General features: G+C 28.6%; 13 protein-coding genes. 2 read left to right on the top strand and 11 right to left on the bottom strand.

Annotated features, from left to right (window positions below):
* Positions 1–27 precede the first annotated feature (27 nt).
* Complete coding sequence (locus QK892_RS08795) at positions 28–1995, bottom strand: cell division protein FtsA (RefSeq protein WP_317273173.1); 1968 nt, start codon at positions 1993–1995, stop codon at positions 28–30.
* A gap of 92 nt (positions 1996–2087) precedes the next feature.
* Positions 2088–4079 carry an ATP-dependent helicase gene (locus QK892_RS08790; RefSeq protein WP_317273172.1) on the bottom strand — a complete coding sequence of 664 codons (1992 nt, stop codon included), beginning with the start codon at positions 4077–4079 and terminating at the stop codon, positions 2088–2090.
* Between the two features lie 139 nt (positions 4080–4218).
* Here QK892_RS08790 and QK892_RS08785 point away from each other — a divergent pair, with 139 nt between their 5' ends.
* Positions 4219–5685 carry a nicotinate phosphoribosyltransferase gene (locus tag QK892_RS08785; protein ID WP_317273171.1) on the top strand — a complete coding sequence of 489 codons (1467 nt, stop codon included), beginning with the start codon at positions 4219–4221 and terminating at the stop codon, positions 5683–5685.
* A gap of 47 nt (positions 5686–5732) precedes the next feature.
* Here QK892_RS08785 and QK892_RS08780 read toward each other — a convergent pair whose 3' ends face one another.
* The 3 genes from QK892_RS08780 to QK892_RS08770 form a co-directional block, all read right to left on the bottom strand.
* On the bottom strand, positions 5733–5954 hold the full coding sequence (locus QK892_RS08780; protein WP_317273170.1) for a hypothetical protein: 222 nt from the start codon (positions 5952–5954) through the stop codon (positions 5733–5735).
* 116 nt (positions 5955–6070) lie between these two features.
* Positions 6071–7273, bottom strand: coding sequence for an EAL and HDOD domain-containing protein (locus QK892_RS08775; protein WP_317273169.1), 1203 nt, complete (start codon positions 7271–7273; stop codon positions 6071–6073).
* Between the two features lie 103 nt (positions 7274–7376).
* Positions 7377–7709 (bottom strand): hypothetical protein, encoded by a 333-nt coding sequence (locus QK892_RS08770; RefSeq protein ID WP_317273168.1) that lies wholly within the window; start codon positions 7707–7709, stop codon positions 7377–7379.
* Positions 7710–8003: 294 nt separating this feature from the next.
* Between QK892_RS08770 and QK892_RS08765 the strand changes: the two genes are divergently transcribed.
* Positions 8004–8411: a Fur family transcriptional regulator gene (locus tag QK892_RS08765; RefSeq protein WP_317273167.1), complete on the top strand. Its 408-nt coding sequence runs from the start codon at positions 8004–8006 to the stop codon at positions 8409–8411.
* A gap of 184 nt (positions 8412–8595) precedes the next feature.
* On the opposite strand, the gene QK892_RS08760 is transcribed toward QK892_RS08765, so the two are convergent.
* The 6 genes from QK892_RS08760 to lonB form a co-directional block, all read right to left on the bottom strand.
* Positions 8596–9120: a hypothetical protein gene (locus QK892_RS08760; protein WP_317273166.1), complete on the bottom strand. Its 525-nt coding sequence runs from the start codon at positions 9118–9120 to the stop codon at positions 8596–8598.
* A gap of 111 nt (positions 9121–9231) precedes the next feature.
* Positions 9232–9480: a hypothetical protein gene (locus QK892_RS08755; protein WP_317273165.1), complete on the bottom strand. Its 249-nt coding sequence runs from the start codon at positions 9478–9480 to the stop codon at positions 9232–9234.
* A 25-nt stretch (positions 9481–9505) separates the two neighbouring features.
* Positions 9506–9910, bottom strand: a complete 405-nt coding sequence (locus QK892_RS08750) for a hypothetical protein (RefSeq protein ID WP_317273164.1) — start codon at positions 9908–9910, stop codon at positions 9506–9508.
* A gap of 327 nt (positions 9911–10237) precedes the next feature.
* Positions 10238–10843 (bottom strand): ribosome biogenesis GTP-binding protein YihA/YsxC, encoded by a 606-nt coding sequence (gene yihA, locus QK892_RS08745; RefSeq protein ID WP_317273163.1) that lies wholly within the window; start codon positions 10841–10843, stop codon positions 10238–10240.
* Positions 10836–13166, bottom strand: coding sequence for an endopeptidase La (lon, locus tag QK892_RS08740; RefSeq protein WP_317273162.1), 2331 nt, complete (start codon positions 13164–13166; stop codon positions 10836–10838). Before lon ends, yihA begins: the two co-directional genes overlap by 8 nt.
* Positions 13167–13415: 249 nt before the next feature.
* A complete protein-coding gene (gene lonB, locus QK892_RS08735) occupies positions 13416–15098 on the bottom strand; it encodes an ATP-dependent protease LonB (RefSeq protein WP_317273161.1) in 1683 nt (560 codons plus the stop codon).
* Between the last annotated feature and the right edge of the window lie 101 nt (positions 15099–15199).

Raw genomic sequence — 15199 nt, 5'->3', positions numbered from 1 at the left:
CTTTATTGTATTTATATGTATGCTTACCTAGCTCCAGAAAACTTCAATAATATCCCCATCTTTCAGTTTTTCTGTGTATCCTACTTTATTGCTATTTAATATTAAATTAATTATACCCTTAGCCTCAGTCAAATCAAAGGAAACATGGTTAAATATATCAACAAATATATAATCCTTTTGACCTTGTAATTTTACCTTTGAACCATTAAAGGTTACCTCAATCTCAGTAGTTTCTTTTTTCTCTTCTTTGACTTCGGTATTTTTTTCTAATAGATAAGTTGTTAGTTTATCACCTTCATTAAGTATATACTCATTATTAATATCTATATCATTCTTTTTAATATTTACTTCCTTTTTTATAATATATTTTTTTAAATCCCCAATAGTTTTAGGAAGAATTATATTAATATCATCATTTTCTTGTATGAAATAGTCTAAATTCTCTTTGTTTTCATTAACTAAAATTATAGGATCTAAATTAATTATTTCATTATCAAGATAAAAACTTATACTACTAAACCCTCTTATTTCATCAATGACTCTAGGACTTGCATCCTTACCAGATATAGCATATGTAATCTCAATATTATCACCTGATTTGATAACTTTATCTAAACCTTCTATACTATCATTCACCTTAATTTTAGGATTTCTTCCCCTCTCCCCAAAGGCTACTCTTTTTACTCCATTTAATGTATATCTTAAATTTTTACCATTCTTTGCAATTAGCATACTCGGATTAATTCCAGCATGAATTATAACATCCATAACACTATGATTATGTGAATTAAACAAGGTAACTTCTGATCCATTTAAAATAACTTCAATAAAATCATTATTACCGTTTTTCATAGATGTTAAAGCTATACCTAATACTGTTACTCCTGCTGATCCTAAATTATTATCACTAACACAATTTTCTATAGCCTTTCTATCTTTAATCGCAATTCTTTGAATCGGTATATTTAATACTTCACTAAGCTCATTTATAATTCCTGGTGTGTGAGCCCCTCCCCCAACTAAAAATAATGCACTTGGAGGTTTATTAGCATTTAATTCAATTATCTTACTACCTATGGATTCAGCTATCTTCTTAACTATTGGTTTAATGGTCTTTAGTATATTCTCTGACCTAACTGTATTCTCTAATCCTATAACATCTGTATATGTTATTTCATCATTTACATATAAGTTCCTTTTTATATATTCAGCAGTATTAAAATCTACTAAACACTCCTGTGCTATTGCTTCTGTTACTTCATCTCCTGCCTGTGGAACCATTCCATAAGATGATATACTATCTTTAGAACTTATTGCTATATCTGATGTACCTGCTCCTATATCAACTAAAGCTATATTTAAAAGCCTTAATTTTTTAGGCACTACAGCTTCAATAGCAGCAATTGGCTCTAGAGTTAAATTATTAACTCTTAATCCTACTTTACTCATTACTGAATATAGTGAATCTACTACTGAACGTGGTAAAAATGTTGCTATTGTCTCAACTTTTGCTTGTTCACCTTTATGTCCAACTAAGTTAGAAATAACAAAGCCATTTAAAAAGTAATTTTTAACTGAATATCCTACACAGTATAATCTACCTTCTGTAGTTTTATTTATCTCATTTTCAGCAGCCTTTAAAGATACTAATTCTAAACTTTTAATATCTTCTTTTGTAATCTCGTCATCAATATTTAAATCTATTATTCCCTCAGAATTTATTGTTTTTAAAAATCTGCCCGCCGCTGCAATTGAAACATCTTTAAGTTTGATTCCTATTTCCTCTTCAATTTCATTTAATATTGTCTTTACGCCTTTTGCAACTAAATCAATATCGTGAATTTGACCATCTATCATTGCTCTTTCTTCATGTTCGAGATACTTTTCGCATATTACCTTAAATTTATCATCTTCAATTATTCCAACGGTACCAATTAAAGATCTTGTTCCAACATCTAGTGCAAATTTAACCTTACTTAAATTTACATTCTCCATATAATACACCTCGTAATTTATATACTATAGCTTAGTTCATCCTTTTATTGCCATAATAAGATTATACAGCCTAAATACTGAATAGTGAACATTTACTTATTTATAGTAATAAGATTATTTTCAATTAATACCTTAAGAGAAAAACTTTTACTTATTTCATCACCAAAATCTATCATTATTACATCCTTATTTATATCTAAAACTCTTCCCTTTCCATAAGCCTTATGAATAATAATATCATTAACTTTTATTCCATAATCTTCATTACTTTCTATCTCCTTAAACCTACCTTCTACAACAAACCTTGAAGGTTCTTTAAATTTTCCTCTTTGAGTTTTAGGAGAAAAAATATACAAGTTATCTATTGCTCTAGTTATTCCTACATAAAATAATCTTCTTTCTTCTTCTATATTTTCTTCCATAGAGGATCTATGTGGGATTGTTTCTTCATTTGAGTTTATTAAAAATACATTTTTAAATTCCATTCCCTTAACGCCATGAATAGTACTTAAAATTACTCCTTCTTTTTCATCCTTACTTTCTTCAATTTTTTCTTTAACTTTTTCTACATGAGAAAAAAGTTCTATAATTGTTTTCAATCCATCAGCTGCACTCTTAAATTCTTCAACTATATCCTCAAGATCATCGATACTTTGATTATATCTTTCTGAATAGTCTCTTAGATAATCTATATATCCTAGTTCAGTAATAACATATTGTATTGCGGATGATAATGATAACTTATTTAAATGAATAATATCTCGTCTTAATTCATCTAGCTTTTTTGCTTGATATGGTGGAGTATCCTTTTTTTCAATTAGTATATCAAATGGACATTTATCCTCTCTATAATTTCTAACATATTCTAAGTTACTCTTACTTATATATCTAAACGGCTTATTGATAATATATAAAAAACTCTCTCTATCCTTTATATTTATGGCTAATCTTAAATAGGCCAGTATATCCTTCGAGATAAAATGCTCAAAAAAGTTATAGCCTTTATCCAAAAGAATAAATGGAATTCTTCTTCTGGTAAATGTATCTATCATACTTCTAGCTTCCATGTTAGTTCTATATAGAACTGCATTTTCACTTATATTATCTATAGATTTCTCAACTATATTAGAAATCTCCTCACCTTGAATTCTTTCATCATAAGGAGATGAGAATTTTATTATTCCCTTAGTATTTTTATAAGAGTTAATTACTTTTGTATTTCTCTTCACATTATTTTTTATAACTTCTTTAGAAGCATCTACTATATTTTCATTGCTTCTGTAATTTATAGATAAATAAATTTTCTTTCCCCCATTAAAAATTTCTTGAAATGTTACCATATACTCTGGTTTTGAGCCTCTAAAACTATAAATGCACTGATCTTCATCTCCTACAGCAAATAAAGAACTATTTTCATTCATCATTTTTAAAAATGTAATTTGCAATTCATCACAATCCTGAAATTCATCTACAAGAACATATTTAAATAAAGACAAATACTTATTTAATATTTCTTTATTTTCTTTAAATAATGTGATTACTTTAATAGATAAATCATCAAAATCCCAAAGTCCATTTTTATTTTTGTATTCTTCATACTTTTCTAATGCTTCCACAAAAATATCTTTTGATAAAGATGGCTTAAAATCTTCTATTTTTTTTAAAGAAGTTTTAAAAAAGGAAATATTATTAAGAACTTCTTTAATCTTGTCTTCGCTAACTTCATCTGAATACTTTGCCAAAACCGACTTAATAATTCTGTGAGAAATTCCTCCCTGAATTATTGATATATTATAGCCTTCTCTTAATAGAATCTTATAAAACAATCCATGAAAGGTTCCGAAAAATGGTGCGACTTCTCTATTAAACCCATTTTTATATCTACTTCTCATATTATCTGCCGCTGCCCTAGTAAAAGTAATTACAATTATATTGCCAACCTTTATTTTCAATTCATTTACTAGATAATTAACTCTATTAATAATTACAGTAGTTTTTCCTGAACCTGGTGCTGCTACAACTAATACATTTTTTTCATTTATATATACTGCTTCTTTTTGATATCTATCTAAATCAACCTTCATATTATCTCCTCTTAATTTTTATTATTGACTTTTTATACTGCAAATAACTATATTGTAATAATTTATTTCTAGAGGTACAATAGTTATATGTTTCAATATTAATTTCTTTAGTATATTAATATTTTCAAAGGAGAAGGATATGGAAAACTTAATTAGATTTGATGTTACTAATGAACGTAATCTAACAATGTTAGTAGATTTTTACGAACTAACTATGGCAAATGGCTATTTCAACAAAGAGATCCAAAATAAAATAGCATATTTTGATATGTATTTTAGAAGAGTGCCAGACGGTGGCGGATACTGTATTATGGCAGGAGTTGAACAATTAATTGAATATTTAAACAACTTAAATTTCACAGATTCTGATATAGACTATCTGAGAAGTAAAAATATATTTTCAAAAGATTTTTTAAACTATTTAAAGAACTTTAAATTTGAATGTGATGTATGGGCTATTCCTGAAGGAAATTTTGTTTTCCCTAATCAACCATTAGTGATAGTAAGAGGTCCTGTTGTTCAAGCTCAATTTATAGAAACTATGATCTTACTTACAATAAATCACCAAACTTTAATTGCAACTAAAGCTAACAGAATATGTAGAGCTGCTGACGGAAGAACTGTGATGGAATTTGGATCACGTAGGGCCCAAGGATATGATGGTGCAATATATGGTGCTAGAGCATCTATAATTGGTGGATGTGATTCTACCGCTTGTACTATAGCTGATAAATATTTCGATGTCCCAGCAGTAGGTACTATGGCTCATAGCTGGGTTCAATTATTTGATACTGAATATGAAGCATTTAAAGCTTGGGCAGAAGTTTACCCAGATAACTGCTCATTATTAATAGATACATATAACGTACTGAAATCTGGTTTACCAAATGCAATAAAAGTATTTGATGAAATTTTAAAACCACTAGGCAAACGTCCTGTAGGTATTAGAATTGATTCTGGAGATATCACTTATTTAACTAAGAAATGTAGAAAAATTCTTGATGCTGCTGGATATCCAGATTGTAAGATAATAGTATCTAATTCATTAGATGAACATATAATAAGAGATGTTTTAAGTCAAGGTGCTTGCATAGATTCATTTGGAGTTGGTGAGCGATTAATTACAGCAAAATCAGAACCAGTTTTCGGCGGAGTTTACAAACTTGTTGCTGTTGAAAAAGAAGATAAAGTAATACCTAAAATTAAAATTAGTGAAAATACTGAAAAAATAACTAACCCTGGATTCAAGAAAATATATAGAATTTTTGATAAAGATACAAATAATGCTATAGCTGATCTTATTGCTTTAAATAATGAAGTTATTGATGAGTCTATGCCTCTTGAAATCTTCCATCCAATTGAGACTTGGAAGAGAAAAATAGTAACTAATTACTATGTTAAGGATTTGATGGTTAAAATATTTGATAAGGGAAAACAAGTATATGAAAGTCCTTCGGTATTAGAAATAAAGGAATTTTCTAAAAATGAAAGTTCAAAGATGTGGCCTGAAATATTAAGATTTGAAAATCCTCATACCTATTACGTAGATTTATCAGAAGAATTATGGAAATTAAAGCAAGATTTACTTCATAAATGTATAAAGTAAGAAATGAGATAAATAATAAAAGAGTGCTTATGCACTCTTTTTATATTCTAATAATTTATAACCCTATCATCCTCATCATACTTCAAATATTTATCTTGTGAATAAAATAAATCATCATTTAAATTATCAGCAAGAGAAATTTTAGTCCCCGATACTAAAAACTCCTTAAACGGACAAAGTTCACTTTCATTGATTTCAGCATGCATTGGGCAATCACTATAGCAATTAATCCTCTCATTTTTTGTTGACCAAAATGGACATTTACTCATACTCTTCCCTCCAAACCCCAATAGTTGAAAACGAAATCACAATTTTCTTATATTATAGTATATATTCTTTTTAAAAGAAAGTATTAGCACTAGCTTTTTATAAGACAAATCTCGACTTAATTCTCTATGTCGCTACACCATTTTATTGATTTAGCATATAACTCCCATAATAAGCCTTCGCTAATAGCTAATTTTTTTCTCATTTCAGTTATCTCATCCCTATTAATACTCTCATAAGCCAAAGCTAATTCTAAAATATCTCTAAATATATTTTTCTCTCCTAGTAGAGCTTTTTTTATTTCAATATTCAATGGTAGTTCTTTAACTACATAATGAATATCTTTTTCTATCATTAAATGGATACTAGAAAACAGCCCTACCATAAAAGCTGAAGATTCATCTAGACCTTTAATACACTTAGCAATTTCTTCACAAAACTTCGCTCTTATTATTATACTATTTGCATATCCATCATTTACTGATGACATTTCTGCTAAAGATAATATTGATAACCACTTTTTAAGTTCTTTTCTTCCTATTAACATTATTGCTTGCTTTATTGATTTAATTTCTTGCAAAAAGCTAAAATATGAAGAGTTTATAAATCTCAAAAACTTATATGTTAATGCAATATCAGTTTTCATTACATATTCAACCTTATCAACATTATAATCTTCATTCATAAGCTCTACTAGTAACATAAAAATACTAGTGTTCTTAATAGCCATATCTTTTCCTAAAAATATTGACGGTTTACTATAATAATATCCTTGAAAGAAAACATAACCTAGTTCTTTTGCCTCTTGTAACTCATCAACAGTTTCTATTTTTTCTGCTAACATCTTCACATTATATTTGTTACATATATATGCTATCTCTTTTCTGGATTCATTTGTAGATAGGATAAAATCAACCTTCACTATATCAATCACATCAATAAACTCTAATATATGTTTTGCATCTACAACATCATCTAAGGCTATACAATAACCTAACTCTTTTAAAAGTGATAATTTATGTATTATTTCTTGAGATGGACTTACTGTTTCTAGAACCTCAATTACAACATTTTCTTTTGGAAGTAACGTCGCAATATCTTTTTTTATCAATTCTTCTGAAAAGTTTACAAAAGCTCTCTTATTATTTGTTAATATATCTAGCCCAAAAGCAGATATATTATCAATTACTTTATAAGTTGCAATTTCATCCTCAATTAAAGAATTATAACTATTTTCTATTGAATTTCTGTATAATAGCTCATATGCTACTACTTTTCCAGTTTTATCATAAATTCCTTGTCTAGCTATAAAAATATCCATGTTTTTTTCCTCTTTTTCCAATATAAATCCATTATAAACCAAAACATGGAAATGTAAATATTTTTTTACTTTGTAAAAAAGATAAAAGAGGATGACCCCTCTTTTATCTTTTGCAATGACCACTATTTTTTACTACAGAAATATTAATTATTTCATTAGTAAATGCTTTAAGTAAAGCTTTTTCTAAAACTTTTTCATGATCAAAGTTTTCTATATCTCTACATTCTGCAAATGCTTTATTTAATTCTCCATCCACGTTTCTATATGTTAATGTAACATATGGTTTATCATATTCTACGTCAACTACTTTTAATCCCCAAGAAATTTGGGCATACTCTCCATCTGTTGTCAATTGAGTTAATTCCCTTAACTTCATTTTTTCCTCAGAAGGATCGCTAATTACGATTAATTCATCTCCAACTTTGTATTTTCCCATATAAATTCCTCCTTAATAAAATAATTTTTCCCCTAGTATATATTATTACTAAAAATTATGATATTATTATTTAGTGTATTAAAAATAACCTTTTGTTAATTAATTAACAACCATTAACCTTATAATAGCATAATATCTATTTTATTACAAGTTTATAATTTAATATTAATTTAATTAAAAAACCAATTAAATGATATTTATTATTTACTACTATTTATTAGCATAAAATATCTATTGACATATAATATTATTTATTATATAATTATCATACTAAATAAAAAAGGATGGTGTATTATGGAGAATATTACTTCTATCTTCCGAGAAAAGAAATTAAAACTTACTCCTCAAAGATTAGCAGTTTATAAATATTTAATGAGTACAGATGAACATCCTTCTGCAGAACTTATATATAAATCACTTCAACCTGAGTATCCTACTATGAGCTTAGCTACAGTCTATAAAGCATTGAAAACTTTAGTAGAAGTTGGATTAGTTCAAGAAATTAACGTTGGAGAAGGTAATTTTAGATATGATGCTAAACAAGGCGATCACGCTCATATCCAATGTATAAACTGTAGTAAGGTTTCTGATTTAGAAAATATTTCTTTTTCTACTCTTAATCATACTGCTGAGGATTGCTCAGATTATAAGGTTTTATCAAATAGAATTTTCTTTTACGGATTATGTAAAAATTGTAAATAAATAATAAGGCTAGGAATTAATTAAAATTCCTAGCCTCTTTAATTTATAAGGCCGCGAATATGCGGCCTAAAAGGGGGATGGGGGGGTTTAGCTTAAACGAAGATTACTCTACGTTAGCTATAGGAGAATACTTCTCCGGTACAATTATATTATTAACTCCTATAGTTTTTTTTATACACTATTTTTATTTAAAATGTCCCTTATTATAAGCATCAATTACCTTTTCTAAAAAAATTGCTTTTTTAGGATCTACTATACTTTTTATAGCAATTAACATTTGTATGTTCTCATCTTCTTCTAGAAATTCTTCTGTTTCATCTTCTTTAATTTCTTGATTGTCATTATCATCATTATCTAATTTTTCAATATGTGTATTATTATTTTCAAAGCTTGATGTACCAGAATTATTATTCGGAATATTAAATCCACCAAATCCCATATTATTCATCATTCCCTGTAATGGACCAAAATCAAAACCCATTGGATTTGATTGGTTATTACTACCCTGGTTTAAGTTAAAATTATTTAAATCTATACCATCATTTTTCATAGCTGAAAGCATATTCCCAATTTGGTTAAGATCTACGTTACCACCTAAAAGATTCATAAGTTGATTTGGATTTATACCAAAGGGCATATTATTGCCCAAGTTATTAGAAGCTTGGTTGCTTACTCTCTCCTCCCTACGTCTCCTTTTTCTTTTAGACATTAAGGTTCCTCCCATTAGATTTCTATTGTTTTATTATATGTATAAATTTAAATTTTTGACTATATTTTTAAGCATTTTTTTGGAGGGCATAGCCCTCCATCCTCTATACTATTAGTAGCCGTCTCCACCAAACATATTTCCGAAGCAGCCTCCACATAGTAAGAACAATAATATTATTAGAACTGAGCAGTTGTTATTCAATAATCCAGAAGCACATGCTATTAATAGGAATATAATTGGAGTAATACAACTATTTAATCCACCAAATATATTTCCTGTTCCACAACATGGATTTCCTACTGGTTCGCAACAATAGCAATCATCATAATTTTTTTCACGATAATGTTTTCTCTTTGACATGATCTTCTCTCCTTTCTAATTTATATTAGCAACATCCGCCAAATAAATTTCCACTTCCGAAGTTACCACAGTTTCCAAAACCTGAGCCATTGCAAAGGAATAGAATTACTAATAAGAATAGATAAGGTGTACAACTTCCTAATCCTCCGCCAAATCTACTACCATATCCTCCATCACAGCATGGATCATATTCTTCACAGCAGTGATCGCGTTTACGTTCTTTCTTACAGCAACGATAAGCTCTATTTCCGCCATATCCTCCACCGAATCCTCCGCTGTAGAATAGGATTAATAAGATCCAAATCCAGCTTCCAAATCCGAAACAACCGTTATTATTAAATGATCCGATTGATTGATTTGAACAATTAGATGAAACGTCATCGCTACATCCACATGAATTTAAACCATTTAGAATTTCATTCATTTCCATAACTTATTCCTCCTTGGGATTTTTAGTTTTTTTGTTTATACTATATGCTATTCCCACGAATAATATTTGACACTGTTTTTTTTTGTAATATTTTAAAAAAAAGAGGGAAATATCGTATTCGTTGCTCCGTCGTAAACTCCAAGTCGCTCTCATACGATATTTCCCTCCTTCCATACTGAAGGTAATAATTCCTCATTTCATCCAGAGTTTTTAATGGTTTCATATCACAAATAACAAGAAGGATATAAACAATATATACCTAGCCACTTCAATTAGTTCCAAGTGTCAGTTATATATATATTTATATCCTTCTATTAATGTATTGCTTTATTCATTTTCTACTTCTACTAACGGTCCAAAAAGCTTATCAATCAATTCATCTTTTCCCTTTTTATTCACAGATGAGAAAAAGTATAACTTCTCTTCTTTCCCTAGCTTTAAAGTATCTCTAATTACCTTTTCATTTTTTCTTAATTCATTATTAGATAATTTATCACTTTTAGTAGCAATAATGACTTCATCATAGCCATAGAATTTAATCCATTCATGCATTTGTATATCATCAGCAGTAGGCTTATGTCTAGAATCAACTAATAAGACTACTCTTTTTAATTCGCTACGATTGCTTAAATAAGTCTCTATAGTATTACCCCAGCTTGCTTTCTCAGTTTTTGAAACTTTGGCATATCCATAACCCGGCAAATCTACTAGATGTAACTCGTTATTATTTATTTCAAAAAAATTAATTAATCTAGTTTTTCCAGGTGTTTGACTTACTTTAGCTAATTTTCTTCTATTTGTTAGTGCATTAATTATTGAACTTTTCCCAACATTTGAACGACCTACAAAAGCGATTTCTGGAAGTCCATTCGTTGGATACTGCTCTCTCTTAACAGCAGATGTAACAAATTCTGAATTTTTAATCTTAAACAATAGTATCAACTCCAATTATGGCTTTATTTAGTACCTTATCAACATGATCAACAGTAATAATATTAAGCTTATTTTTTACCACATCTGGTATTTTAGTTATATCTTTTTTATTTTCTTCTGGAATTATTATAGTATCAATTCCCGCTCTAAAGGCAGCTATGGATTTCTCCTTTAATCCGCCTATAGCTAAAACTCTTCCTGTTAATGTAACTTCACCAGTCATAGCTACATTATTTCTGACCGCTTTGTTAGTTAATGCTGAAACTATTGATGTTATTATAGTAACACCAGCAGAAGGTCCATCTTTTTTTATAGCTCCTTCTGGGAAGTGAATATGAATATCTGTATTCTTATAGAAATCTTCTGGTATTCCATATTTCTTTGCATTAGCTCTTACAAAACCAAAAGCTATCTTAGCAGATTCTTGCATAACATCTCCTAATTGACCTGTTAAAGTAAGCTTACCAGAACCTTTCATAATTACAGATTCTACTGGTAATGTATCTCCACCAGCAGATGTCCAAGCCATACCTTTTACTACTCCTACCCTATCTTCCTTATCCTTAGTATCAAATGTAAATATTTTATTTCCTAAATATTTTTCTATTCTATTAGCATTAATTGTGATAGATTCTTTGTTATTTTTCATCATTTCAGTAAGAGCTTTTCTTATAAGCTTTCCTAAAACTCTCTCTAAGCTTCTTACACCTGCTTCTCTTGTATAGAAATTAATTATATCTTTTATAGCAGATTCAGAAATCTTAAATTGATTAGACTCTAACTTATGCTCTTTCAATAATTTAGGAATTAAATGTTCTTTTGCTATATGATACTTTTCCTCATAAGTATATCCTGATAATTCTATTATTTCCATTCTGTCTAATAGAGGTGCTGGAATTGTATCTAAAGAATTTGCAGTTGATATAAATAGTACCTTAGATAAATCCATATTTAATTCTAAATAATGATCTCTAAAGCTATTATTTTGTTCACTATCTAACACTTCTAAAAGTGCATCTGCAACATTACCTCTATTATCAGATCCAAGCTTATCTATCTCATCTAATAAAATAAGTGGATTATTTACCTTAGCTTCTTTCAAAGCATATGCTAATCTACCAGGTATAGCACCTACATAAGTTTTTCTATGTCCCCTAATTTCGGCTTCATCTCTAACTCCACCTAAAGAAATTCTTGTATACTTCCTATTAGTTGAATGTGCTATTGACTTCGCAATAGAAGTTTTACCAACTCCTGGAGGTCCAACTAAACATATTATAGGTCCTTTTAAACTATTTGTGTATTGCTTTACTGCTAAATACTCAACTATTCTTTCCTTTACTTCTTCTAACCCATAATGTTCATTATTTAAAATTCCCTCTGCTTCCTTTATATCAAAATTATCCTTTGTTGATTTACTCCATGGAATATCTAATATCCAATCTAAATAAGTTCTTATAACATTACTTTCTGAACCCTGACCAGCAGCAGATTTTAATCTATTTAATTCACTTTCAGCTTTTTCCCTAACATACTTAGGTAATTTAGCTTTCCTTATTTTATTTTCATAATTAGTAATTTCTTTTTTATCTTCGTCATTTTCCCCAATCTCTTCTTGGAGCGCTCTTATTTGTTCCCTTATATAGTATTCTCTTTGAGATTTATCGATATTTTCTTTTAGCTTTTTACCGACCTTTTTTTCTATATTTAAAATCTCAATTTGTTCTTCTATAATAAATAATAATTTTTCTATTCTCTTTATACAATCAACTTCTTGAAGTATTTCTTGTCTTTTATCCTCGTCTATAACAACATAAGAAGCGACAACATCGCTAAGCTCACTGTAATTATCAATAGTGTCAAATATTGACATAATATTACTTCTATTATCTCCTGAAGCTCTTACATATTTACTAAAATTCTTCTTTAATAAATTAATATATGCTTCTATGCCTTCATATTCTTCATTAGTAGGCTCAGCTATTCTTTCTACTTCTGATTCTATATATTCATCCTTTATATTTAGGCTTATAAGTCTACCTCTATCTATACCTTCTACTAATACCCTTATAACGTCATTAGGTAGCTTTATTATTTGCTTTATATTACAAATAGTTCCAACTTCAAATATATCGTCAAATTCAGGTTCCTCTATTTCATAATCCTTTTGTGTCGATAAGAAAATCTCTGTTTGATTAGCCATGGCTGCTTCTATTGCTGCTCTTGACTTTTCTCTTCCCACATCAAAATGTATTATCATATTAGGAAAGATACTAATCCCTCTTAAAGGAATTAAAGGTAGAGTAACAAACTTTTCACTCATTATTCCCATCCTCCTTACTCACCGTGTAACTTTATTAGTATACACATAAACTTATTTTTTTTCAATCTATTTTATATACCTATACTCTAAATACAAACAATAATTGATAATAAATATTATTATGTATTCATTATCAACAGTTTTTACTAATATTATAATACATTAATAAAAATTAGCAATGAAAATAGATTATTTTTTTACTTCATTTTAAATAATAAGAATCTGTTATTAAAAACAGATTCTTATTATTTAATCTTCAGATTTCGCTGATAATATATCTACATTATTACCATTCTTATTTATTAATATATCCTCTACAATACTTTCCTTAAATACAGCTATATCTATTACTTCTTTCAAGTTATTTACAGCTATTACATTTACCCCTTCAATATCTCGAAAATTATCTCTCCAGTTTTCATCTGGAATAATAACTTTAGTTGCCCCTGCTTTTTTAGCAGCATATATCTTAGCATTCACTCCACCTATAGGCTTTACTTCTCCCAATAAACTTATTTCACCAGTCATAGCAACTTTATTATTAATTTTAACTTTACATATTGCACTATATATAGCAGTAGCTATTGTTATTCCAGCAGAAGGTCCATCCACAGGCATTCCACCTGGAATGTTTATATGTATATCATAGTTTTCACATTCTAAATTAAATATATTATTTAGAACAGTTAGCACATTTTGAACAGATGAATATGCTGTACTTTTTCTTTTTACTTTCCTATTACTATTACTTATTTCTTCTTCTTCAATAATCCCAGTAACTTTTAAATTTCCTAATCTATGATTAACCTTCTTGGCTGTTGCTTCAACTTCCATAAGAATCCCTATATTGGCACCATGTACTGCCAATCCATTCACTACACCGATTTCTGACTTTTCCTTAATTTTTTTATCTGGAATTTGAGTATAGTTACCATTTTCTATTACCCACTGTATATCATCTATATTTATATCTACTCTATTTTCATTAATTGCAATCCCTGATGAAAGCTGTACTAAATTAACTACATCTCTACCATTAGTACAATATTTTGATATTAATTGTAATGATTCTTCATCTATCTTTAATCCAACTTTCAAAGCTGCATTTTTTGCTATTATCTTTATTTCATCAGAGTGAAGTGATCTAAAGAATATTTCTACACATCTTGATCTTATAGCTGGAACAATTTCTTCTGGACTTCTTGTAGTTGCCCCAATCAATCTAAAATCTGCTGGTAATCCATTATCAAATATTTCTTTAATATAATCTGGCATATTGGGATTTTCACTACTGTAGTAAGCACTATCTAAAAATACCTTCCTATCCTCTAAAACCTTAAGAAGTTTATTTAATTCTATATGATGTAATTCACCAATTTCATCCATAAATAAAATCCCACCATGAGCTTTTGTTACAGCTCCTGGTTTTGGTTGTGGAATTCCAGCTATACCTAAAGAACCAGCCCCTTGATATATTGGATCATGTACTGATCCGATTAAAGGATCTGCTATACCCCTTTCATCAAACCTTATGGTAGTAGCATCTATTTCTATAAATTTAGCATCTTTCTTAAACGGAGATTTAGTAAACTTTTTAGCTTCTTCAAGCACTAATCTAGCTGCTGCAGTTTTACCTACTCCTGGTGGCCCATAAATAATAACATGCTGAGGGTTAGGTCCACATAAAGCTGCTTTTAAAGCTTTTATCCCATCTTCTTGACCTATAATCTCATCAAAACTAGTAGGTCTACTTTTTTCTGTTAATGGTTGTGTTAATTGAATACTTCTCATCTTCTTCAATTTATCCATTTCCTTAACATTTTCTCTTTCAATAACTACCTTGTTATTGTTATTTCCTTTGTTGCTATTAATAATATAATAAATAAACAGCAACATTGTTGTTATTTGTAGTATCACTAATATTTCTGCCATATAATTTGCATTAACTGTTAAAGCAAATGCATCCTCCCTTCTCTCTAGTCATATAAATATTATTAACTTAATAACAAGTTAATATTCTATAAAAAAAGGGG

This window comes from Clostridium lamae, from assembly GCF_033043255.1.
GTDB classification, from domain to species: domain Bacteria; phylum Bacillota; class Clostridia; order Clostridiales; family Clostridiaceae; genus Clostridium; species Clostridium lamae.
This window is presented reverse-complemented; position numbering and strand designations above follow the sequence as displayed.

Bases quoted from the DNA above. Each gene is read 5' to 3' on its own strand.
- QK892_RS08755 (WP_317273165.1), bottom strand. From the start codon at position 9,480: ATGTCAAAGAGAAAACATTATCGTGAAAAAAATTATGATGATTGCTAT.
- QK892_RS08775 (WP_317273169.1), bottom strand. From the start codon at position 7,273: ATGGATATTTTTATAGCTAGACAAGGAATTTATGATAAAACTGGAAAA.
- QK892_RS08790 (WP_317273172.1), bottom strand. From the start codon at position 4,079: ATGAAGGTTGATTTAGATAGATATCAAAAAGAAGCAGTATATATAAAT.
- QK892_RS08765 (WP_317273167.1), top strand. From the start codon at position 8,004: ATGGAGAATATTACTTCTATCTTCCGAGAAAAGAAATTAAAACTTACT.
- QK892_RS08750 (WP_317273164.1), bottom strand. From the start codon at position 9,910: ATGGAAATGAATGAAATTCTAAATGGTTTAAATTCATGTGGATGTAGC.
- QK892_RS08780 (WP_317273170.1), bottom strand. From the start codon at position 5,954: ATGAGTAAATGTCCATTTTGGTCAACAAAAAATGAGAGGATTAATTGC.
- QK892_RS08760 (WP_317273166.1), bottom strand. From the start codon at position 9,120: ATGTCTAAAAGAAAAAGGAGACGTAGGGAGGAGAGAGTAAGCAACCAA.
- QK892_RS08795 (WP_317273173.1), bottom strand. From the start codon at position 1,995: ATGGAGAATGTAAATTTAAGTAAGGTTAAATTTGCACTAGATGTTGGA.
- QK892_RS08785 (WP_317273171.1), top strand. From the start codon at position 4,219: ATGGAAAACTTAATTAGATTTGATGTTACTAATGAACGTAATCTAACA.
- QK892_RS08770 (WP_317273168.1), bottom strand. From the start codon at position 7,709: ATGGGAAAATACAAAGTTGGAGATGAATTAATCGTAATTAGCGATCCT.
- lon (WP_317273162.1), bottom strand. From the start codon at position 13,166: ATGAGTGAAAAGTTTGTTACTCTACCTTTAATTCCTTTAAGAGGGATT.
- lonB (WP_317273161.1), bottom strand. From the start codon at position 15,098: ATGGCAGAAATATTAGTGATACTACAAATAACAACAATGTTGCTGTTT.